Origin of the sequence: Sulfitobacter sp. 1A12056, assembly GCF_043558125.1 — a bacterium.
GTDB lineage: Bacteria > Pseudomonadota > Alphaproteobacteria > Rhodobacterales > Rhodobacteraceae > Sulfitobacter > Sulfitobacter faviae.
Window position 1 is genome coordinate 634,378 of sequence record NZ_JBIFFY010000001.1, and the last position, 19,868, is coordinate 654,245.

Annotated in this window: 20 protein-coding genes and 1 tRNA gene; 9 read left to right on the forward strand and 12 right to left on the reverse strand. The window is 62.4% G+C overall.

Annotated features, from left to right (window positions below; translation table 11 throughout):
- Window positions 1–24 precede the first annotated feature (24 nt).
- Together ACGYLD_RS03135 and ACGYLD_RS03140 are read right to left on the reverse strand one after the other, a co-directional pair.
- A complete protein-coding gene (locus ACGYLD_RS03135; protein ID WP_067266255.1) occupies window positions 25–699 on the reverse strand; it encodes a methionine ABC transporter permease in 675 nt (224 codons plus the stop codon).
- Entirely contained in the window at window positions 689–1,750 is a 1,062-nt protein-coding gene (locus ACGYLD_RS03140) for a methionine ABC transporter ATP-binding protein (RefSeq protein ID WP_271693748.1), read from the reverse strand. Before ACGYLD_RS03140 ends, ACGYLD_RS03135 begins: the two co-directional genes overlap by 11 nt.
- Window positions 1,751–1,943: 193 nt before the next feature.
- Here ACGYLD_RS03140 and ACGYLD_RS03145 point away from each other — a divergent pair, with 193 nt between their 5' ends.
- On the forward strand, window positions 1,944–2,861 hold the full coding sequence (locus ACGYLD_RS03145) for an MBL fold metallo-hydrolase (RefSeq protein WP_271693747.1): 918 nt from the start codon (window positions 1,944–1,946) through the stop codon (window positions 2,859–2,861).
- Window positions 2,858–3,805 (forward strand): MBL fold metallo-hydrolase, encoded by a 948-nt coding sequence (locus ACGYLD_RS03150; RefSeq protein ID WP_394401104.1) that lies wholly within the window; start codon window positions 2,858–2,860, stop codon window positions 3,803–3,805. Before ACGYLD_RS03145 ends, ACGYLD_RS03150 begins: the two co-directional genes overlap by 4 nt.
- 9 nt (window positions 3,806–3,814) lie before the next feature.
- On the opposite strand, the gene ACGYLD_RS03155 is transcribed toward ACGYLD_RS03150, so the two are convergent.
- Window positions 3,815–5,074, reverse strand: coding sequence for a urate hydroxylase PuuD (locus tag ACGYLD_RS03155; RefSeq protein WP_394401107.1), 1,260 nt, complete (start codon window positions 5,072–5,074; stop codon window positions 3,815–3,817).
- A 96-nt stretch (window positions 5,075–5,170) separates the two neighbouring features.
- Here ACGYLD_RS03155 and ACGYLD_RS03160 point away from each other — a divergent pair, with 96 nt between their 5' ends.
- Window positions 5,171–6,076 (forward strand): LysR family transcriptional regulator, encoded by a 906-nt coding sequence (locus ACGYLD_RS03160; RefSeq protein WP_271693744.1) that lies wholly within the window; start codon window positions 5,171–5,173, stop codon window positions 6,074–6,076.
- On the opposite strand, the gene uraH is transcribed toward ACGYLD_RS03160, so the two are convergent.
- Entirely contained in the window at window positions 6,073–6,426 is a 354-nt protein-coding gene (gene uraH / locus ACGYLD_RS03165; protein ID WP_394401110.1) for a hydroxyisourate hydrolase, read from the reverse strand. The genes ACGYLD_RS03160 and uraH overlap by 4 nt on opposite strands.
- Window positions 6,427–6,565: 139 nt before the next feature.
- Here uraH and puuE point away from each other — a divergent pair, with 139 nt between their 5' ends.
- From puuE to ACGYLD_RS03180, 3 genes are read left to right on the forward strand one after another with little or no spacing between them, the layout of a single operon-like run.
- A complete protein-coding gene (gene puuE, locus ACGYLD_RS03170) occupies window positions 6,566–7,975 on the forward strand; it encodes an allantoinase PuuE (protein WP_394401113.1) in 1,410 nt (469 codons plus the stop codon).
- Window positions 7,972–8,466: an ureidoglycolate lyase gene (locus ACGYLD_RS03175; RefSeq protein ID WP_271693741.1), complete on the forward strand. Its 495-nt coding sequence runs from the start codon at window positions 7,972–7,974 to the stop codon at window positions 8,464–8,466. The genes puuE and ACGYLD_RS03175 overlap by 4 nt, the downstream gene beginning before the upstream one ends.
- 54 nt (window positions 8,467–8,520) lie before the next feature.
- Complete coding sequence (locus tag ACGYLD_RS03180; protein WP_394401116.1) at window positions 8,521–9,957, forward strand: nucleobase:cation symporter-2 family protein; 1,437 nt, start codon at window positions 8,521–8,523, stop codon at window positions 9,955–9,957.
- A gap of 286 nt (window positions 9,958–10,243) precedes the next feature.
- Here ACGYLD_RS03180 and ACGYLD_RS03185 read toward each other — a convergent pair whose 3' ends face one another.
- The 4 genes from ACGYLD_RS03185 to ACGYLD_RS03200 all read right to left on the reverse strand — a co-directional run bounded on the left by ACGYLD_RS03185 (window position 10,244) and on the right by ACGYLD_RS03200 (window position 13,723).
- Window positions 10,244–11,065 (reverse strand): bifunctional allantoicase/(S)-ureidoglycine aminohydrolase, encoded by an 822-nt coding sequence (locus tag ACGYLD_RS03185; protein WP_271693739.1) that lies wholly within the window; start codon window positions 11,063–11,065, stop codon window positions 10,244–10,246.
- 163 nt (window positions 11,066–11,228) lie between these two features.
- Window positions 11,229–11,786, reverse strand: coding sequence for a hypothetical protein (locus ACGYLD_RS03190; RefSeq protein ID WP_271693738.1), 558 nt, complete (start codon window positions 11,784–11,786; stop codon window positions 11,229–11,231).
- 93 nt (window positions 11,787–11,879) lie between these two features.
- Window positions 11,880–12,605 carry an RlmE family RNA methyltransferase gene (locus ACGYLD_RS03195; RefSeq protein ID WP_168613015.1) on the reverse strand — a complete coding sequence of 242 codons (726 nt, stop codon included), beginning with the start codon at window positions 12,603–12,605 and terminating at the stop codon, window positions 11,880–11,882.
- Complete coding sequence (locus ACGYLD_RS03200) at window positions 12,605–13,723, reverse strand: Ppx/GppA phosphatase family protein (protein ID WP_067266266.1); 1,119 nt, start codon at window positions 13,721–13,723, stop codon at window positions 12,605–12,607. Before ACGYLD_RS03200 ends, ACGYLD_RS03195 begins: the two co-directional genes overlap by 1 nt.
- A gap of 292 nt (window positions 13,724–14,015) precedes the next feature.
- Here ACGYLD_RS03200 and ACGYLD_RS03205 point away from each other — a divergent pair, with 292 nt between their 5' ends.
- Genes ACGYLD_RS03205 through ACGYLD_RS03215 form a run of 3 tightly spaced genes read left to right on the forward strand, consistent with a single transcriptional unit; the run spans window position 14,016 to window position 16,362 of the window.
- Complete coding sequence (locus ACGYLD_RS03205) at window positions 14,016–14,312, forward strand: virulence factor (protein WP_271693736.1); 297 nt, start codon at window positions 14,016–14,018, stop codon at window positions 14,310–14,312.
- A gap of 12 nt (window positions 14,313–14,324) precedes the next feature.
- Entirely contained in the window at window positions 14,325–15,272 is a 948-nt protein-coding gene (locus ACGYLD_RS03210) for a methylenetetrahydrofolate reductase (protein WP_271693734.1), read from the forward strand.
- 10 nt (window positions 15,273–15,282) lie between these two features.
- On the forward strand, window positions 15,283–16,362 hold the full coding sequence (locus tag ACGYLD_RS03215) for a methyltetrahydrofolate cobalamin methyltransferase (RefSeq protein WP_271693733.1): 1,080 nt from the start codon (window positions 15,283–15,285) through the stop codon (window positions 16,360–16,362).
- Window positions 16,363–16,461: 99 nt separating this feature from the next.
- On the opposite strand, the gene ACGYLD_RS03220 is transcribed toward ACGYLD_RS03215, so the two are convergent.
- From ACGYLD_RS03220 to ACGYLD_RS03235, 4 genes are all read right to left on the reverse strand, one after another.
- Window positions 16,462–17,256: an SDR family NAD(P)-dependent oxidoreductase gene (locus tag ACGYLD_RS03220; RefSeq protein WP_271693732.1), complete on the reverse strand. Its 795-nt coding sequence runs from the start codon at window positions 17,254–17,256 to the stop codon at window positions 16,462–16,464.
- A gap of 48 nt (window positions 17,257–17,304) precedes the next feature.
- Window positions 17,305–18,300, reverse strand: a complete 996-nt coding sequence (locus ACGYLD_RS03225; RefSeq protein WP_271693731.1) for a zinc-binding alcohol dehydrogenase family protein — start codon at window positions 18,298–18,300, stop codon at window positions 17,305–17,307.
- Window positions 18,301–18,494: 194 nt separating this feature from the next.
- Window positions 18,495–18,571: transfer RNA gene (locus ACGYLD_RS03230), tRNA-Arg, on the reverse strand.
- 74 nt (window positions 18,572–18,645) lie between these two features.
- Window positions 18,646–19,866: a cysteine desulfurase gene (locus ACGYLD_RS03235; RefSeq protein ID WP_394401123.1), complete on the reverse strand. Its 1,221-nt coding sequence runs from the start codon at window positions 19,864–19,866 to the stop codon at window positions 18,646–18,648.
- Between the last annotated feature and the right edge of the window lie 2 nt (window positions 19,867–19,868).

Consider the following 19,868-nt stretch of genomic DNA (forward strand, 5'->3'; position numbering starts at 1 on the left):
GAGAGAACGGATGTAAGGCGCGGCCTATTGACCGCCACTTTTGGTGGCCCGTTTATCCACGGCGCTGGCGATACGCTCGCCAATGGATTGCACAAGCTGCACCAGAACGATGAGGATGATCACGACAATCGCCATGACATCGGGCATAAACCTCTGATATCCATAGCGGATACCCAGATCGCCCAGACCTTCGCCGCCCACGGCGCCGACCATGGCGGAGTAACCGATGAGGCTCACGATGGCGAGGGTGAGGCCCAGTGTGATGCCGGGCAGCGCCTCGGGCAGCAGCACCTTGCGGATGATCTGCAGCGGTGTCGCACCCATGGCGCGGGCGGCTTCGATCAGGCCGGAATCGACCTCGCGAATGGCGTTTTCCACCAGCCGGGCGATGAAGGGCACCGTAGCAATTGTCAGCGGCACGATCGCCGCCGTGGTGCCAATCGAGGTGCCGGCGATCATGCGGGTGAAGGGAATGATGGCCACGACAAGAATGATGAACGGCACGGAGCGCGTGGCGTTCACCACCAGCCCCAGCACCTTGTTCACCCATGGCGACGACAGCAGTTCCCCACGTTGCGATGTGGCCAGAAACAGCCCCAGCGGCAGGCCGAAGAGCGTGCCGAGGATGGCCGAAATCGCCACCATATAAAGCGTTTGCCCCGTGGCTTCGATCAATAGGTTAATCAGGTTAGCCGACATAGCCCAGCACCTCCGTCAGAAGCCCGTGTTGGTCCAAAAAGGCCCGCGCTTGGGCGGCCTGCGCCACGGGCATCGACACCAGCAGGTTGCCGAAGGGCCGCGTGCCGATCTCTTCCACCGCACCGGCAAGAATATTGACCGGAATGCCCATCTCTTGCGTCAATCGCGCCAGCATCGGATCGGTGGCATGGGTGCCCGCAAAGGTGACGCGGATGACCTCTTCGCCCCCTGCCGCGGGCGGGGTTTGGGTCAGGCGGTCTTTGACGAAGGCAGGCAGGGTGACGCCCGTCACGCCCGACAGGAAGGACCGCGTCGTCGCATGTTGCGGCGCGGTGAAGATGTCATAGGTCTCCCCATGCTCCACGATGCGGCCCGCGTCGATCACCGCCACATGGCTCGCGATGTCGCGCACCACGGCCATCTCATGGGTGATCAGCAGGATCGTCAGCCCCAGATCGCGGTTAATGTCCTTCAAAAGCGCCAGAACCGTTTGGGTGGTTTCGGGGTCGAGCGCCGATGTCGCCTCATCCGAAAGCAGCACCTTCGGCCCGGTGGCCAAGGCCCGCGCGATGCCGATACGCTGTTTCTGCCCGCCCGAAAGCTCCGCCGGATAGCGCCCCGCCTGCGCGCTGAGACCGACACGGTCGATCAGGTCGGCCACCCGCGGCTTGATCTGCGCGCTCGGCATTCCCGCCACTTCGAGCGGCAGCGCGATATTGCCCGCCACAGTGCGTGAAGACAGCAGGTTAAAGTGTTGAAAAATCATGCCAACGTCACGGCGGATCGCGCGCAGCTTGCCGCCCTTGGCGCTGCCAACATCCTCACCCCCGACCAGCACTTTGCCGGTCGTCGGACGCTCCAACCCGTTGACCATACGCAGCAGGGTCGACTTGCCCGCCCCCGAACGCCCGATGATCCCCGTGATGGAGCCGGGCGCCACGTCGAGGGAAATCCCTTCGAGCGCGTTCACGGTCGCACCGCCCGCTTTGGTAAAGGCCTTGCCGACCTTGTCAAAGGCGATCGAGGCGCCTTCTGTAGTGATATCAGTCATTTTCCGTCCGGATCGGGGTGGGTTTCGAGTGGTGCCCCCGTAGATAGAACCCCTGCGGGCGATGCAAGGGATGATCATGCATAGCTGCCTTGTTTCTCGGGCCTATCTCTCACAGCCGCATTCGCCCCTTGTGCCGCAAACCGATGGGGATGATTATATTCACGAATCGGAATGAATGATGGGAGGGGAGCAGATGAAGATTAACAGACGGATGGTGCTGGCCGGAATGGGGGCTGCCGCCCTCGCCCAAACGCCGCTGCGCGCCTTCGCGATGACCTCGGCCCAGATCGGCGGCTATGAGTTCATCAGCGTAAGCGACGGCAATCTGGTGCTGCCGCGCAGCTTTTTCTTCGAAGGTTTGCCGCAAGACGCACTGGCGGAGGCTTTGGCGCCCTTCGACCTGCCGCAAGACCAGTTGGAGCCGCCCTGCAACCTAACGCTTTTGCGCAATGGCGAGCGTGTGATCCTCTTTGACGCGGGCGCGGGCCCTGCCTTCATGCCCTCCGCCGGGTCGCTGCTCGACAGCCTTGATGCCGCAGGCGTCGCGCCGGAGGCGGTGACCGATGTGGTCTTTACCCATGGCCACCCCGACCACCTGTGGGGCGTGCTGGACGATTTCGACGATCTGGTCTTTCCCAATGCGCGCTACCATATGGGCCAAGTTGAATGGGACTATTGGCGCGATCCGGCGACGGTGGACCGGATTGGCCCGGCCCGCGCCGCCTTTGCCGTGGGGGCCGCGCGGCGGCTGGAAGCGATTGAGGATCGGGTGCGCCATTTTGCCGACGGGGGCGAAGTGCTGCCCGGCATCACGGCGCAGGCGAGTTTCGGCCATACGCCCGGGCATATGTCCTTCCTTCTGGGCACGGGCGGTGATGCGCTGCTGATCGGCGGCGATGCCATTGGCAACCACCACCTTGCCTTTGCCCGCCCGGGCTGGGCCAGCGGATCGGACCAAGACCCCGAGCAAGGCGCGAGGACCCGGCAGCGCTTGTTGGACCGGCTGGCGCAGGAGCAAACCTGGTTGATGGGCTTCCACCTACCGCAGGGCGGATTGGGCCGCGTCGAACGGAGTGGCGAAGGCTATCGTTTTCTGGGGGCCGCGCAATGAAACACCTGATTTGCGCCGCCGCCCTCCTGCTCGGCTCGCACGCCATGGCCAGCGAGGATATCGCCGATAAATACCCCGGCTCCCTGCTCTACGACAAACCCTATGAAGTCATTCCCGGCGTCTTTTCGGCCATCGGAGCGACGGCCCCGCCCACCTATGAAAACGCAGGCCATAACAATAACCTAAGTTTCATCGTGACCGGCGAAGGCGTTGTCGTAATTAACGGCGGCGCGGCCTATGGGCTGGCCGCGGCACTGCATGATGAGATTAAGGCCGTGACCGATGAGCCGGTCAAACTGGTCTTTAACGAGAACGGTCAGGGTCACGCGGTTCTGGGCAACGGTTACTGGGCCGAGCAAGGCGTGCCGATCGTCGCGCATGTAGACGCAGCGCATGAGGTGGAGCGCTTTGGCGGCAGCATTCTGGAAGCCATGCAGCGCTACAACCGCGACCGGGCCGAGGGGACGGAGGTGCAACTGCCAACCGAGACCTTCGAGGAGGAATATATCGTCGAGATGGGCGATTTCCGCATCGAGGCCCACCACCTCGGCCCGGCTCATAGCCCCGGCGATATCGTGATCTGGCTGCCGAAGCAGAGCCTCGTGATCTCGGGCGACATGGCTTTTCACGAGCGCATGCTGCCGATCTTTCCCGACACGATGACCGCCGAATGGATCGAGACTTGGGAAACCGCATTTGAGCCGCTTGAAGCGCGTTATGTGATCCCCGGTCACGGGCATCCGACCAATATGGCGCAGGTCCGTCGCTTCACGCGGGATTATCTGCTCTACCTCCGCGCCCAGATCGCCGCCCATCTGGAGGCGGGCGGCGGGCTGGCCGAGGCGTACTATGTAGATCAATCGCCCTATGCCGGGCTTGATACTTTTGAGGAATTGGCGACGAAAAACGCAGGCCGCGTTTTTGAGCAGATGGAGTTCGAGTAGCGCGCCCCGCTACTTCCCCGCGAGGCTGAAGGGCTGTGCTGCGGCCCCGTCGCGATACCAACGCATGATCTTGCGGCGCTCTTCTTCCTCCATGAAGGACACATTGGCGGGGGGCATGGCATTGGTCACCCCCGCTTGCAGATAGATCTGCCGCGCGGCCCGGGCAATGTCCGCGGGTGTTTCAAGCAGCAACCCCTTGGGCGCGCGGTGGATACCGTCGTAGAACGGCTCGCGCGCATGGCACATGGCGCAACGCCCCGGCACGATATTGGCCACCTCGTCAAACCCCTCGGCGCTGGCGAAAAGCTGCTCTGTTTCTGTCAGCGCGCGGGCCTCTGCCGCTTCGATATCGTCTTGCATCAGGGGCGCGGTGGAGAGCCACATGATCGCCACGAACAAAAGCGCGGTCACGCCCCATGTCCAATGCGGGCCCTTTCCGGTCGCGTGCATCGTGTTGAAATAATGCCGGATCGTCACCCCCATCAGGAAGACCAGCGCGGCAATCAGCCAGTTGTACTCGGTCGCGAAAGCCAGCGGGTAGTGGTTGCTGAGCATCAGAAAGATGACCGGCAGCGTCAGGTAATTGTTGTGGGTCGAGCGCAGCTTGGCGATCTTGCCGTATTTCGCGTCCGGCGTGCGACCCTCTTGCAGGTCCTTCACCACGATGCGCTGGTTCGGCATGATGATGAAAAACACGTTCGCCGTCATGATCGTCGCTGTAAATGCCCCCAGATGCAGCAGTGCCGCGCGGCCCGTGAAGACTTGGTTGTAGCCCCAGGCCATGGCCACCAGCAGCACGAACAAGAGCAGCATCAGCACCGTGGGCCCGTTGCCGAGTTGCGATTTGCACAGCAAGTCGTAGATCAGCCAGCCCAAAGTCAGCGACCCCGCCGAGATCAGGATGCCTTGGAAGACCGAGAGGTCCGCCTTGGAGGGATCGATCAGGTAAAGCTCCGCCCCCGCCCAATAGACGACCATCAAGAGCGCGGCCCCCGAGAGCCATGTCGAATAGCTCTGCCATTTGTGCCAGATCAGATGCTCGGGCATGTTTTCCGGCGCCACGAGGTACTTCTGGATGTGGTAAAACCCGCCGCCATGGACCTGCCATTCCTCGCCAAATGCGCCCGCGGGCAGATGCGGCACCTTGCGCAGGCCGAGGTCGAGCGCGATGAAGTAGAAGGACGCGCCGATCCATGCCATGGCGGTAATGACATGCACCCAGCGGATGGCAAAGCCGATCCAATCCCAGATGATGGCTAAGTCGTGCATGAGGTCTCTCCGGATGATTCACCGGGCAGACTATTCAATCGCGGATTTTACCGCTAGATTTGGCATTCCCTAAACTCTATCAAAAGTTCCCGATAAATGTCCTATTTCGACAACATCCGCACCTTCGTGCGCGTCTACGAGCTTGGCAGCATGTCGGCGGCGGCGCGCGACCAGCGGGTCTCGCCTGCCGTGGCCTCGGCGCGGATCACGCAGCTTGAGGGGCATCTGGGCGTGCGATTGTTCCAGCGCACCACGCGCAGCCTGTCGGCCACCGAACAGGGGCGCATTTTCTACGATGGGGCCTGCAAAATCCTCGCCTCCGTGGCCGAGGCCGAGGCGGGTATCGAGGACGTCACTGACAATCCGCGCGGCACGCTGCATGTGGCGGCCCCCTTGGGCGTTGGGCGGCGGCTGATCGCGCCGCATGTGCCTGCGTTTTCAGAGGCTTATCCGCTGGTCGATGTGCGGCTGCGCCTCAGCGACCGCAAGCTCGATCTCACCGCCGAAGGGTTGGACGTGGCCTTTTTTCTGGGCCGTCCGCAGGATTCTACACTACGGATCCGCAAGGTGGCCGATTGCGAGCGCGTGCTCTGCGCCAGCCCGGCCTATGTCGCGGCGCATGGGCATCCCCGCTCGGGGGCCGAGATCGACCGCGGCCAGCACAATTGCCTTAACCTGCGCTTTCCCGGCGCGACCGAGTTTCAATGGCAGCTACAAGGCCCTGAAGGCGCGGTGAAATACGACGTGCGCGGGCGGTTTGAGAGCGACGATGGCGACGTGCTGACCGATTGGGCGCTGGCCGGCGCGGGCATCGCCTTGAAACCAATTTTCGAGATCGCCGAACATCTGCAAAGCGGCGCTTTGGTGCGGGTCGTGGAAGACACGCCGCCCCTGCCCGTTCAGATGGCCTGCCTCTATACCCATCGACGCCATCAAGACCCGAAAACACGGCTCTTCATGGACTTCATGATCGCGCGGATGGAAGACGCGCTAAAGGTCTAGCTGCCCCGGTAGGTGGAATAGCCGAAGGGCGAGAGCAGCAGCGGCACGTGGTAATGCGCGGCCTCCGACATGCCGAAACGCAGCGGGACGACATCCAGAAAGCGCGGTTCCTCTGCCGGGACGCCCTGCGCGTCGAGGTAATCGCCGCAGTGAAACAGCAGCTCATAGGTGCCGGTCTGGAACTCCGCCGCGGGCAGGATCTGCTCATCGGTGCGGCCATCGGCATTGGTGGTGAGGCAGCGCAGATGGGTGCGGCTGTCGCCCTCCAAACGGTAGAGGTCGATCTTCAGCCCCGCCGCCGGGCAGCCGCGCGCGGTGTCCAATACATGTGTTGTCAGATAGCCTGTCATCATACCCTCCGTGCCTAACCCTTGATCGCCCGCGCCGCGCCCGAGCGAAAGTGCCCTTTTCACGATAGTCTTTCAGGAATTAATTGAAAGCAATCCAAGACCTTCCGGTCTAGACAGAGAACGACAGAAGGAGAACGACATGACTCGCTACCCCCGCGACATGCAGGGTTACGGCCCCACCCCCCCAGATGCACAATGGCCCGGTGGCGCGAAGATCGCCGTGCAGCTAGTGCTGAACTACGAAGAAGGCGGTGAGAACAACATCCTGCATGGGGATGCGGCATCAGAAGCGTTCCTGTCCGAGATCGTCGGCGCCGCGCAATGGCCGGGCCAGCGTCATGCCAATATGGAATCGGTCTATGAATACGGCGCCCGCGCCGGGTTCTGGCGGCTGCACCGTCTGATGAAAGACCTGCCCGTCACGGTCTATGGCGTCGCCACGGCGCTGGCGCGCTCGCCCGTGCAGGTCGCCGCGATGATCGACGCAGGCTGGGAAATGGCGACCCACGGTCTGAAATGGATCGAACACAAGGACATGGCCGAAGACGCAGAGCGCGCGGCCATCGCCGAGGCAATCCGCCTGCATACCGAAGTGACCGGCCAAGCGCCGCGCGGCTTTTATTGTGGGCGCTCGTCCGAGAACACGCTGCGCCTTGCGGCAGAGACCGGGCAGTTCGCCTATGTCGCCGACGCCTATGCCGATGACCTGCCCTATTGGATGGAGGTCGGTGACCGCGACCAGTTGATCGTGCCCTATACGCTCGACGCCAACGACATGCGTTTCGCCACGCCGCAGGGGTTCAATGCGGGCGCGCAGTTCTTTGACTACCTCAAAGCCAGTTTCGACGCGCTTTACCGCGAAGGGGCCGAGGGCGCGCCGAAGATGCTCTCGGTCGGGTTGCATTGCCGCCTAATCGGCCGCCCCGGTCGGGTCGAGGCGCTGCGCCAGTTCATCGAATACGCCCAAAGCCACGAGGGCGTTTGGTTCGCCACCCGTGAGCAGATTGCGGATCACTGGGCCGCCACCCATCCGCACCAGCGCCGCGCGCGTCCCAGCCAGATGGACCGCGAGACCTTCGTCGCCAAATACGGCAGCATTTTTGAGCATTCGCCTTGGATCGCCGAGGGCGCCCATGCACTGGAACTGGGCGCGGGCCATGACACCGCCGTGGGCCTGCACAACGCTCTGGCCCGCATCTTCCGCTCCGCCTCAGATGCGCAGCGCCTCGGCGTGCTGCAAGCCCACCCCGATCTGGCGGGCAAACTGGCGCAGGCCAAGCGGCTGACGGCTGAGAGCACCTCGGAACAGGCCGCTGCGGGTCTAGATGCGCTGACGGATGAGGAGCGGGAAACCTTTACCCAATTGAACGACCGCTATGTCGAGAAACACGGCTTCCCCTTCATCATCGCCGTGCGCGACCACGACAAGGCGGGCATCCTCGCCGCTTTCAAACGCCGCATCGACAATGACCGCGACACCGAATTCGCCGAGGCCTGCCGCCAAGTCGAACGGATCGCGCAGCTGCGCCTGAAAGACCTGCTGCCATGAGCAGGCAGATCCTGCTTCAGCCCCTCACCGCCGAGGCTTTCGCCCCCTTCGGCGAGGTGCTGGAAGTGCGCGGGGCGCCTGACAAAATCATCAACCAAGGGCTTTGCGGGCGGCACCACGATCTGGCCGATCTCGACTTTGGCGGGGGCCGCGCGGGCATCAGCGTCTTTAACGCAGAGCCGCGCGCCCTGCCCTTCACCCTTGAGATGGTCGAGCGGCATCCGCTTGGCGCGCAGGCTTTTCTGCCGATGCACCAAAACCCCTATCTCGTGGTCGTCGCCCCCGATGGCGCGGGCCGGCCCGGCCCCCTGCAGGCGTTTCTCGCAGGCCCCGGTCAGGGCGTGAACTACCGCCGCAATACATGGCACGCGGTTTGCTGCCCGCTGAGCGCCCCCGGTCTTTTCGCCGTGGTCGACCGGATCGGCGAAGGCGACAATTTGGAAGAACATTGGTTCGATCAGCCGTGGAAGGTGGTCGCAGCCAAGGAATAACCGTCATGCCCTCATCAGAAGCGGCAGACGGGATCGGTCAATAGGGAGAATGACATGACTGACGCTTCACTGGGCACGCCGGCGCAACTGCGCGACCCGAATTATACCCCCGCCCTGTCCAAGGCCGTGGCCTTGGGCATTCAGCATGTCTTGGCGATGTTTGTCTCCAACGTGACGCCCGCGATCATCGTGGCGGGGGCTGCGGGCTTTGGCTTTGGCTCGGACGCAGGGGCGCAGGGGTTTCCCGACATGACCTATCTGATCCAGATGTCGATGCTCTTCGCGGGCATCGCCACGCTGTTTCAGACCATTGGCATAGGTCCGGTGGGCGCGCGGCTGCCGATTGTGCAGGGCACGAGTTTCGCGTTCCTGCCCATCATGATCCCGCTTGTCGCGGGCAAAGGGGTCGAGGCGCTGCCCGCACTCTTTGGCGGCGTTCTGGTCGGCGGGCTGTTTCATGTGCTGTTGGGGACTTTCATCGGACGCATCCGCTTTGCCCTGCCGCCACTGGTGACCGGGCTGGTGGTGACGATGATCGGCCTCGCGCTGGTCAAGGTGGGCATCCAATATGCCGCCGGGGGCGTGCCCGCGATCAACAGCCCCGAATACGGCAGCCTGCTGAACTGGTCGGCGGCGCTGGTGGTGATCGTGGCGACGCTGGGGCTGAAGTTCTTCGCCCGGGGCATGCTATCGGTCTCCGCCGTGGTGATCGGCATTGGCGTGGGCTATCTTTATGCGCTGGCGATGGGGATGGTCACCTTCGAGGGCATCGCCACAAGTTGGAACCGCGCCGCCGCCGTGGCGCTGCCTGTGCCCTTTGCTTATGGGTTCGAGTTCAGCTTCGCCGCCATCGTCGGTTTCTGCCTGATGGCCTTCGTCTCGGCGGTTGAGACCGTCGGCGATGTCTCGGGCATCACCAAGGGCGGCGCGGGGCGTGAGGCGACGGATGCCGAGATCACAGGTGCCACCTATGCCGACGGTTTGGGCAGCGCGGTGGCCGGGGTCTTTGGAGGGTTTCCCAATACCTCTTTCAGCCAGAACGTCGGCCTCATCGCCATGACCGGCGTGATGAGCCGCCATGTGGTGACCGTGGGCGCGCTGTTCCTGATCCTTTGCGGACTGGTGCCCAAGGTCGGCGCGGTGATCCGCACGATTCCCATCGAAGTGCTGGGCGGCGGGGTGATCGTGATGTTCGGCATGGTGGTCGCGGCGGGCATCTCGATGCTGTCGGACGTGAACTGGAACCGGCGCAACATGGTGATTTTTGCGATCTCGCTCTCGATCGGTCTGGGGCTGCAACTGGACCCCAAGGCGGTGCAATACCTGCCCGACACGCTGCGGGTGTTGATGACCAGCGGGCTGCTGCCCGCCGCGCTGATCGCGATTGTGCTGAACTTGGTGTTGCCTGAGCAATTGTCGGATGAGGCGACCGATGAGGTCTCCGGCGGGCTTTCGGGGCATGGTTCGGGGTCGTTGGAGAAGCGGGTTTGATGATGAAGGGGCACCCGATGCGGCGCCCCTTTGTTGTGACCAACTCGGCTCGATACAATGCGACAACCAACCGGCTAGCGCATGTAGCTTAAGACCACCGATTTTGGCCCGGAATCAAGCCGAAGGCGCCGGGCCATCGCCTGCCCGCCCCCCCCGGGTAGGCGATTTGGCGAGGCTGGGCGTAACCTAGCGAGCACACATCATGACTGAACCATAAAGTGGCACGAACCAAGGTATGTTCGCCGACCCGCGGGCAGGCGCTGGCCCTCGAGTTCCGCAAAGGCCCTCACCGGAGCTTCATATGCCGGTTCACGTCCTTATAAAGCAGATACCGGAACGGCCCCGGTCCGCCCGCGTAGCAAGCCTGCGGGCAAAAGGCGCGGAGCCACATGAAATCACCAGCTTCGACCTCGACCCAATCCTGGTTGAGCCGGTAGACCGCCTTGCCCTCCAACGCATAGAGCCCGTGTTCCATCACATGAGTCTCGCAAAAGGGGATCACCCCGCCGGGCTGTAGCGTGACGATGGTCACATGCATGTCATGACGCAGATCATTGGGATCAACGAACCGCGTGGTCGCCCAAACCCCATTGGTGTCGGGCATGACGTTCGGCTCGATGTCCTGCTCGTTCAGCACCAGCGGATCGGGGCGGTCCAGCCCCTCCACCGCCTCATAGGCTTTGCGGATCCAGTGAAAGCGCGTCACGGCGCCGCTGTCGTTTTTCAGCGTCCAATCGGCCCCCGCGGGGATATAGGCATAGCTGCCCTCGCGCATCGCGTGCTGCTGGTCCTCAACGGTCAGGGTGAAGCCGCCCTCGACCACGAAAAGCACCCCCTGCGCCTGCGCATCAAGCTCAGGCCGGTCCGAGCCGCCACCGGGCTGCACTTCCATAATATATTGCGAAAACGTCTCGGCAAAGCCGGTCATCGGGCGGGCGATGACCCAAAGCCGCGTGCCTTCCCAGAACGGCAGGAATGAGGTCACGATATCGCGCATCGTACCGCGCGGGAGAACGGCATAGGCCTCTGTAAAGACCGCGCGATCTGACAAAAGCGTTTTTTGATCCGGGTGGCCGCCGGTGGGTGCGAAATAGCTTGGGGGGGTCATCAACTCTCTCCGTCGGAATGGACTGCAGAATTGCCGCTTCCCAGCCCGAGGCCAAGGGTTTTATCGCTGAAGGATTGTTCGGGGATATTTGATAGTCCCGACCCCGCTTAGGGGTGAGCAACAGACCGGCCCCGCCTGCCGGGGCCGGTCTGCGAGGGCAGCCTCAGAAGAAAGCCGCCGCTTCCAACTCAACTGTAATCACCCCGATAATTGCGCCGTTCGACGGCTCCGTGATCGGCATCGAGACGCGGCTTTGATGGGCCTTCGACCTCTCGTCAACGGCCACCTGATCAATCACAAAAATTCCCGAGGGCGGCGAAAAACGGTTGCTGTTCTTGGGCTTGCCGCCCTTGAAATAGACTGAGGCGCTGCCGCTGGAGACCACGGTCAGCCCAAAGGCATCCAGCAAAGTCACCCCGGCAATCTGACCCTCGGCCCGGGCGATCTGCGTTTGGAGAAAGGCGGCAGCAATCGGGGCTTTCGGCTGGGGCACCCCGGCGCCCGGCCCGGTGACTGCCGCCGGCGTGACCGCCAGCGCATTCATTTCGCGGTGCCGCGCGTTCTGCTGTGCAATCGCATCGACAATGCGGGCATCATTGACCCAAGACAGCAATTCGCGGTCGATGTAATCGTTCACCGCCCAAGGCACTTCGGAGGCGGAAACCTTGAGCCCGGAACACAGGATGAAGATGAGCGATACAAGTGGCAGGTGTCGTAGCATCGGGAGCCCTCATGAGGTAGGCGGCACATATACCGCGGGAGAGCTACACCCTAACGTTTGACTGGTTTACGCCCCATGAACGGCGATGGCGGCTTAACCCTCTTCGCCCTTAAACCCTGTGGCCACCACGAATTTTTCCGACGAATCCGGGCGGCTTGCAGGTGGTTTGATATTGGCGACCTTGGCAAAACGGCGCTTGAGCAGCTTTTGCAACTCACCTTCCGCGCCGCCTGCCAGCACCTTGGCCACGAATGTGCCGCCCTCTTCCAACACATCGAAAGCGAAATAGGCCGCCGCCTCGCAAAGCGCGATGATGCGCAAATGGTCGGTCTGTTTATGCCCCGATGAGGCCGCGGCCATATCCGACATCACCACATCCGCCTTGCCGCCGAGCCATTCCTTGACCTTGAGGTCAGCGTCGTCCTCCATGAAGTCGAGCTGGTGCAACTCGCAGCCCGCAATCGGCTCCATCTCTTGCAGGTCGACGCCCAGAATGGTGCCCTGCGCTTTGCCCTTCTTTTCGCCCAATACGTTGCAGCGCTTGACGGCGACCTGACACCAACCGCCCGGCGCGGCGCCAAGGTCCACCACCCGCGCACCGGGGACGAGGAAACGATATTTATCGTCCAACTCCATGATCTTATAAGCCGCCCGCCCGCGATAGCCTTCGGCCTGCGCGCGTTTGACATAAGGATCGTTCAACTGCCGCTGCAACCAACGGGTGGAACTGAGCTTGCGCCCGCGTGCGGATTTCACCTTGACCTTGAGGTCACGCTGACCGCGCCCCGAGGTGTTCTTTCCGTCCGGTGTCTTGGCCATCAAAAGACCCCTTCTTCTAATACGCCATCGGCGCTCATCTGTGCATATAGCAGGCCTTCGCGCAGACCGCGATCCGCAACTGACAGCCTGTCGGTCGGCCAGCAGCGCATTAGGGCTTGCAGGATCGCAGCGCCCGACATGATCAGTGCGGCGCGGTCTTGGCCAATGCGCGGATCCGCGCGTCGCCCACCCGGCCCCATGGCGATATAGGAGTGGATCACCTTGTCGATCTGGGCGCTGGTCATGCTGAGGCCATCGACCTTTGTCCGGTCATAGCGTTTCAGGTTCAGGTGGCTCGCCGCGACGGTGGTCACGGTGCCCGAGGTGCCGACGATCTGGAACCGCTTTTGCGACTGGATCGTCTGATAGGGCGTGAAATCGGTGAGGTTTTCTTCGAAAAACCAGCTCATCAAAGCGAAACGCGCGGCGTCGTCTTCGACATCCGAAAATTGGTCGCGGAGCGTCGCGACGCCTAGCGGCACGCTGATCCAGTCGACCACCCGCGCGGCTGGCACGTCGGATTTCGCCTGATAGAACCCGCCCTGAAGCCGCATGATCGAGCGTGCGCGGTCGGCCCGCGGAACCTTGGAAATATCGATCCAGACCAACTCCGTCGAGCCGCCGCCGATGTCCACCACCAGCAGGTTTTCCGTCTTGCGACTGACCAGCGGCGCGCAGGAGATCACGGCAAGCTGGGCTTCTTCCTCAGGGCGAATAATGTCGAGCTTGAGACCGGTCTCGCGCTGGATACGGCGCATGAACTCCGCCCCGTTCTGCGCACGGCGGCAGGCTTCGGTCGCGACAAGACGCATGTTCTGAACCTTGTTGCGCCGTAATTTTTGCTGACAGATGCGCAATGCCTGAATGGTGCGCGCCATCGATCCGCGCGAGAGCCGCCCGGTCTTTTCCAAACCGGCACCCAATTGCACCGATTTCGAAAAACTGTCCACCACATGGAAACCGCTGCCCCGAGGCTGTGCGATCAACATGCGGCAGCTATTTGTACCCAGATCTAGGGCCGCATATAGCTCATTAGATCTGGGCGGAACTGGCGCGGGGCTCAGAGCCGGAATGTCTTTGTCGAGCGCACCCGCACCTTTGGGACGCTGTGGCGCCATGGTTACGCGCCTTTCATATCGAGTTGCCCCTAAGGTATTCCCTGCGCCCTGCCGGTGCAAGTGGTCGCGGTGCCTTGGGCCAATTTCCGCGGCGTCCGCGGGGCGCCCTCGCCCCGCCATCAGGGCCACCTCACAATCATCTTGAGAATAATGGGGGCGCCGCCCCCTCGTGATGGCAGGGCCAATGCGCTATCACCTCTCTCAAGTCGCGGATGGGTCGTGTTTTGTCGAAAAACGGCCCTGTCCTGACCGCGACGCTCGTTAGACAGGTTTAAACCGGAGGAATCGTCCCATGCCCGCAGTCACCATCGTTTACTGGCGCGACATTCCCGCTCAGGTGATCGTCGGCAAGGGCCGTCGCGGGTCAAAACGCCCCCTGCCCGAACGCTTTGAGCAGGCCATCGACCGCGCGGCGATGAAGATCGGCGCCGGAGATTCCGACGCCTATTTGGCGGAATGGCGCAAGGCGGAGCCTTTTGAGGTCGAGGGTGATCCCGACAGCATCGCCGATGCCGAAGCCGCCCGCATCGACGCGGAATACGACCGCGACCGGATTAAGCAACTGATTGACAACGACGGCTGGGCATAGCTTGCCAGCCCTATGATCAAGGACACGCTCATGGCACTTTTGAACTTCCGCAAAAAGGAAACACCGGCCCCGCAGGCGCCGGTGGCCGAAGTCGAGGCGCTGTTGAAAGATTACTCGATCGAGGTGATGCCCCGCACCGCCGAAAAGGTCGAGGATTTCCGCGCCCTGCTGCCAGAGGGCACCCGTGTCTATATCGCCCATATCGACGGCACCCCGATCGAAGACATGGTCGCCACCGCCGCGCGGTTGAACGCGGATGGCTTCAAGGTCATGCCGCATTTCCCGGCCCGCATCATCAAAGACCGCGCCACGCTGGCCGATTGGATCGCCCGTTATCAGGGCGAGGCCGATGTGCGCCAAGCGCTGCTCCTGGCGGGCGGTGTCACCACCCCGGCAGGGGATTTCAGCGACTCGATGCAGTTGATGGAAACGGGGCTGTTCGACAAGGCAGGCTTTACCCGCCTGCATGTTGCCGGCCACCCCGAGGGCAACCGCGATATCGACGCTGACGGGGGCCGCCTCAACGTCGATGCAGCGCTGAAATGGAAGAATGATTTCCAGATCCGCACCGATGCCGAAATGGCCATTGCCACGCAATTCGCCTTTGACGCGCAGCCGATTATCGAATGGGCTGACAGTCTTAAGGCCGCTGGTATCACCCTGCCGATCCACATCGGCATCGCGGGCCCCGCCAAACTGCAAACGCTGATCAAATTCGCCATCGCCTGCGGTGTTGGCCCCTCGCTCAAGGTGCTGCAAAAGCGGGCGATGGATGTCACCAAGCTGCTGTTGCCCTACGAGCCGACAGATGTGATCAGCGACTTGGCCGCCCACAAAGCGGCCCACCCGGATTTCAACATCACCCATGTGCATCTTTTCCCGCTGGGCGGGATCAAGACCAGCGCCACATGGGTCCAAGAGAATGGCGGCGCCTCTGGGGTGCCCGCCGACGCAGCCTGAAGGAAGTTACATGACCAGAACCGTCATCGAATCCAAGACCAAGACCGCCGTCATCGGCTTTGACGAGCCGTTTTGCGTGATCGGAGAGCGGATCAACCCCACGGGCCGCAAGATCCTCAGCCAAGAGCTGGAGCAAGGCGATTTTTCGCGGGTCGAGGCGGATGCCATCGCGCAGGTCGCCGCAGGCGCCACGGTGCTCGATGTGAACTCAGGCGCGGTCTTCTCCAACAAAATGGCCGAAGACCCGCGCTATGCCGACAACAACTTTGTCGAGCCGATGCTGATGCCGGAGCTGATCAAGGTCGTGCAAAACGCCGTCGACGTGCCGATCTGCATCGACAGTTCGGTCCCCGGCGCGCTTGAGGCGGGGCTTGAGGCCTGCGAAGGTCGCCCGCTGCTGAACTCCGTCACCGGCGAAGAAGAGCGGCTGGAGGTCGTGCTGCCACTGGTCAAGAAATACAACGTGCCTGTCGTGGCAATCTCCAATGACGACACAGGGATCTCCGAGGACCCGGATGTCCGCTTTGCCGTGGCGAAAAAGATCGTCGAACGCGCCGCCGATTTTGGCATTCCCGCCCATGACATCGTCGTCGACCCGCTGGTCATGCCGATTGGCGCCATGGCGACGGCGGGCCATCAGGTCTTTACCCTCGTCCGCCGTTTGCGCGAAGAGTTGGGCGTGAACACCACCTGCGGCGCCTCCAACATCTCCTTCGGGCTGCCCAACCGTCATGGCATCAACAACGCCTTCTTGCCCATGGCGATGGGTGCGGGCATGACGAGTGCGATCATGAACCCGGTGGCCGTGCCGCTGAACGCCACCAAAATCGCCGAAAAGCGGGCTGAGATTGCCGCCGCGGGGATCATCCTGCCCGAAGACATGGATGATGAGACCTTTGCGACGCTCTTCAACCTCGGCTCGACCAAACCCCGCCCGGGCAAGGAGATGGAGGCCATCCGCGCCGCCAACTTCCTCTTTGACCGTGACCCTCACGGCAGCGCTTGGATTGAGTTCAACAAAAGCGCGCCCAAAGCGGGTCAAGAGGGCCGCGGCCGCGCGGGCCGCTCAGGTGGGCGCCGCCGCCGCTAAGGTCGCCTGACAAGATCGAAAAGCCCCGCCAGCATCGCTCGGCGGGGCTTTTTCTTTTCTATACGGGCAGGTGTAAGTCTGAAACGACGTTTTCCGGCGCTACTCCGCCCGGTTCCCGCTCACCAATTCTTGGATCGCGGCCATGACGGCGGCCACATGATCGGGGTCTTTTGCCGCGCTATGCGGCTCATTGAACCCGCCCATGTCATTGTCGAAATAGGCGCCGGAGGCCCCTGCAAACTCATCCGAAAGCGCGGCGCGGGCAAGGATGTCGGCCCCGATGCTCAGGTCGTTCCCGGCGACGCCAAAGCCTTCCTTCACCATCTTCGACGCCAAGAGAGAGCCGGGGTTCACCGCGATAAAGAGCGGCCCGTCTTGATGCGCGCGGGCCATCTCTTGGGTCCAGATCGTGATCGCCAATTTGCTCTGCGCATAGGCCGCCATATCGTCAAGCGCCACATCGCCCCTAAGCGCGGCCACCTCCACCGGCGCCTGCGCGGCGGAGGAGAGGTTCACCACCCTGCCCGCCTTCGGAAGCACCGGCAGCAACAGTTGAACCAGCAGATAGGGCGCCAGCGTGTTGACCACGAAACGCGCGTCCAACCCGGCGTCGGTGCGCGGCTCAGGCAGTTTCAAGACACCGGCATTGTTGATCACCACGTCGATCTGGCTGTGATCGATGCGCAGCGCCTCTGCTAGCGTCACGACCTCTTCCAGCCGCGACAGGTCCGCGCGGTAGGTCTGGGGATTGCCGCCCACCTCCGCTGCGGCGGCGCTGAGTTTCTCGGCACTGCGCCCGTGCAGCAAAACGCTATGCCCCTGCGCGCTGAGCTTTTTGGCGGTCAACAGACCGATACCGTCGGTCGCGCCGGTGATGAGGATCGTCTTGGTCATCTGTCTCTCCTTGCTCTGTCTCTGCGGATGGGAAGCGGCTCTGCGCGATCACCACCCGCCCAGAACCTGCTTTCCGATCACCCGCCCGCTTTCCTGACGCTCATGGGCCGCGCGAAGGTTTTCCACATTTATCACGCCCGCATGTTCCGTCACGGTAGAGCGCAAAATGCCTGCGTCGATCATCTGCGACACCCGGTTCAACAGGTCGCGCTGCGCAGTCATGTCCGCGGTCTGGAACATCGAGCGTGTGAACATGAACTCCCAATGCACGCTTAGGGCTTTCGGTTTCGCCGCTTTCATATCCAGCGTCTCAGGGTCGTCGATCAGCGCGATCTGCCCGCGCGGCGCGATGGCTTGGATGATGGCGGGCCAATGCGTATCGGTGGCCGTCAGCGCAGCGACATAGCTTGGCGTGAGGTCGAGCGCGGCAAGCTGCGCCACCAGATCGCCCCGGTGGTCCACCACATGATCCGCCCCCATCTTGCGCACCCAATCTTGGGTCTCTGGCCGCGAGGCGGTCGCGATCACGGTCAAACCGGTCAGGGCCTTGGCCAGTTGAATAAGGATCGACCCCACGCCCCCGGCCCCGCCGATGACCAAAATCGCCTCCCCCTCGCCAGCGCTCTCGGCCAGCCGGAAGGAATCGAACAGCATCTCCCAAGCCGTGATCGCGGTCAGCGGCAGACCGGCGGCCTCCACGAAATCAAGGGTTTCAGGCTTTCGCCCGACGATCCGGGAATCGACCGTGTGGAAGGCGGCATTGGTCCCCGCGCGGGTCACGTCCCCGGCATAGAACACCTCATCACCCACCGCGAAATCGGTTACCTCTGTGCCCAGTTCCACGACCACGCCCGCGGCATCAAAGCCCAAGACTTTCGGGCCATCCTCAGGCCCCGAAAGCGCGCGCAGCTTCACATCCACCGGATTGACCGAGATGCCCTTCACCTCCACCAAAAGATCATGTGGTCCGGGTGTGGGACGCTCAATTTCGAGCATCTCCAAAACCTCTGCCGGGCCGGTGGTGTTATAGCCGATGGCTTTCATTTCGTCTGTCCTTCTGCAGGGATATTACTGTTGGGCAGAAGATATCAGCTCGCTGGGCTGTATAAACCGGGGCGGAGACGGATAGAGTTTTTAGATACGGAGTATAATCCAAACGCTTGGCGAGCCCACGGCAAAGCCCCCCGCAGGCGAAGGCACAGCCCCCAACGCGACAAACGACATTCATATGGGAAAAATGGCGGACCCTAGAGGATTCGAACCTCTGGCCTCTGCCTTCGGAGGGCAGCGCTCTATCCAGCTGAGCTAAGGGTCCACTGAGGGGCGGTATAGCCAGAGCGCGCCGCCCCTGCAATGGGAAATCCGGGGGCAAGGGCGGCGAAATTCACCTTAGGCGAAAAGATCATGCGCCAATTCGAGGGCATCGACCAATGTGTCGACCTCGGCCCGGGTGTTATACATGCCAAAGGACGCGCGGCAGGTGGCCGAAACGCCGAGATGTGTCATCAGCGGTGCTGCGCAATGGTGCCCCGCCCGCACGGCCACGCCTTTCTTGTCGAGCACGGTCGAGATGTCATGCGCATGGGCGGCGCCGTCCAGCGTGAAGCTGAAGATCGCCGCTTTGTCCGGCGTCGTGCCTTGCAGGTTGAGCCAATTCAAACCGCCGAGCCGCGAGACCGCGTAGTCGCGCAGATCGTCCTCATGGGCGGCGATATTCTCCATCCCCAGATCCATCATGAACTCCAGCGCCACGCCCAAGCCGATGGTGCCGACGATTCCAGGGGTGCCGGCTTCGAACATCATTGGCGGGTCATTGTAGCTCACCGCGTCCTCGCTGACTTCGCGGATCATGTCACCGCCACCGATGAAGGGGCGCATTTCGGCCATGCGCTCGGACTTGATATAGATCGCGCCCGAACCGGAGGGGCCGTAGAGTTTATGTCCCGTGACGGCATAGAAATCACAGCCGAGGTCCTGCACGTCGACCGGCATATGCACCGCCGCCTGCGAGCCATCGACCAAGACCGGAACGCCCTTCTCATGGGCGGCTTCGGTGATGGGTTTCACATCAACTTTCGTGCCCAAGACGTTGGAAAGGTGGGATATTGCAACAAGCTTGGTCTTGGGCCCGATGGCATCGATCACCGCCTGCGGGTCAAGCGCGCCGGTGGCGTCCACATCGACCCATTTCAGCACCACGCCCTGCCGTTCGCGCAGGAAATGCCATGGCACGATATTGGCGTGATGCTCCATCACCGACAGGACGATCTCATCGCCCGCCTGCATGCGCGGCATGGCCCAACCATGGGCCACGGTGTTGATCCCCATGGTCGCCCCGGTGTTGAGCACAATCTCATCTTCCGACCCGGCGTTGAGGAAGCGCGCCACGGTGCCGCGCACGCTTTCGTATTTGTCGGTCGCTAGATTAGAAAGATAGTGCAAACCTCTGTGAACGTTGGAATATTCATTCGCATAGGCTTGGGTAATCGCGTCGATCACCACCTGCGGCTTCTGGGCCGAAGCGCCATTGTCGAGGTAGACCAGCGGCTTGCCGTTCACCTCGCGATCAAGGATCGGAAACTGCGCCCGGACGGCTTCAACGTCGAACATGA

What these genes read in the sequence shown, in the direction of transcription:
- ACGYLD_RS03180 (WP_394401116.1), top strand. Translation starts at nt 8,521, where the DNA reads ATGACTGACGCTTCACTGGGCACGCCGGCGCAACTGCGCGACCCGAAT.
- ACGYLD_RS03210 (WP_271693734.1), top strand. Translation starts at nt 14,325, where the DNA reads ATGATCAAGGACACGCTCATGGCACTTTTGAACTTCCGCAAAAAGGAA.
- ACGYLD_RS03225 (WP_271693731.1), bottom strand. Translation starts at nt 18,300, where the DNA reads ATGAAAGCCATCGGCTATAACACCACCGGCCCGGCAGAGGTTTTGGAG.
- ACGYLD_RS03135 (WP_067266255.1), bottom strand. Translation starts at nt 699, where the DNA reads ATGTCGGCTAACCTGATTAACCTATTGATCGAAGCCACGGGGCAAACG.
- ACGYLD_RS03160 (WP_271693744.1), top strand. Translation starts at nt 5,171, where the DNA reads ATGTCCTATTTCGACAACATCCGCACCTTCGTGCGCGTCTACGAGCTT.
- ACGYLD_RS03195 (WP_168613015.1), bottom strand. Translation starts at nt 12,605, where the DNA reads ATGGCCAAGACACCGGACGGAAAGAACACCTCGGGGCGCGGTCAGCGT.
- ACGYLD_RS03190 (WP_271693738.1), bottom strand. Translation starts at nt 11,786, where the DNA reads ATGCTACGACACCTGCCACTTGTATCGCTCATCTTCATCCTGTGTTCC.
- ACGYLD_RS03200 (WP_067266266.1), bottom strand. Translation starts at nt 13,723, where the DNA reads ATGGCGCCACAGCGTCCCAAAGGTGCGGGTGCGCTCGACAAAGACATT.
- uraH (WP_394401110.1), bottom strand. Translation starts at nt 6,426, where the DNA reads ATGACAGGCTATCTGACAACACATGTATTGGACACCGCGCGCGGCTGC.
- ACGYLD_RS03150 (WP_394401104.1), top strand. Translation starts at nt 2,858, where the DNA reads ATGAAACACCTGATTTGCGCCGCCGCCCTCCTGCTCGGCTCGCACGCC.
- ACGYLD_RS03235 (WP_394401123.1), bottom strand. Translation starts at nt 19,866, where the DNA reads ATGTTCGACGTTGAAGCCGTCCGGGCGCAGTTTCCGATCCTTGATCGC.
- ACGYLD_RS03205 (WP_271693736.1), top strand. Translation starts at nt 14,016, where the DNA reads ATGCCCGCAGTCACCATCGTTTACTGGCGCGACATTCCCGCTCAGGTG.
- ACGYLD_RS03175 (WP_271693741.1), top strand. Translation starts at nt 7,972, where the DNA reads ATGAGCAGGCAGATCCTGCTTCAGCCCCTCACCGCCGAGGCTTTCGCC.
- ACGYLD_RS03155 (WP_394401107.1), bottom strand. Translation starts at nt 5,074, where the DNA reads ATGCACGACTTAGCCATCATCTGGGATTGGATCGGCTTTGCCATCCGC.
- ACGYLD_RS03140 (WP_271693748.1), bottom strand. Translation starts at nt 1,750, where the DNA reads ATGACTGATATCACTACAGAAGGCGCCTCGATCGCCTTTGACAAGGTC.
- ACGYLD_RS03215 (WP_271693733.1), top strand. Translation starts at nt 15,283, where the DNA reads ATGACCAGAACCGTCATCGAATCCAAGACCAAGACCGCCGTCATCGGC.
- ACGYLD_RS03145 (WP_271693747.1), top strand. Translation starts at nt 1,944, where the DNA reads ATGAAGATTAACAGACGGATGGTGCTGGCCGGAATGGGGGCTGCCGCC.
- ACGYLD_RS03185 (WP_271693739.1), bottom strand. Translation starts at nt 11,065, where the DNA reads ATGACCCCCCCAAGCTATTTCGCACCCACCGGCGGCCACCCGGATCAA.
- ACGYLD_RS03220 (WP_271693732.1), bottom strand. Translation starts at nt 17,256, where the DNA reads ATGACCAAGACGATCCTCATCACCGGCGCGACCGACGGTATCGGTCTG.
- puuE (WP_394401113.1), top strand. Translation starts at nt 6,566, where the DNA reads ATGACTCGCTACCCCCGCGACATGCAGGGTTACGGCCCCACCCCCCCA.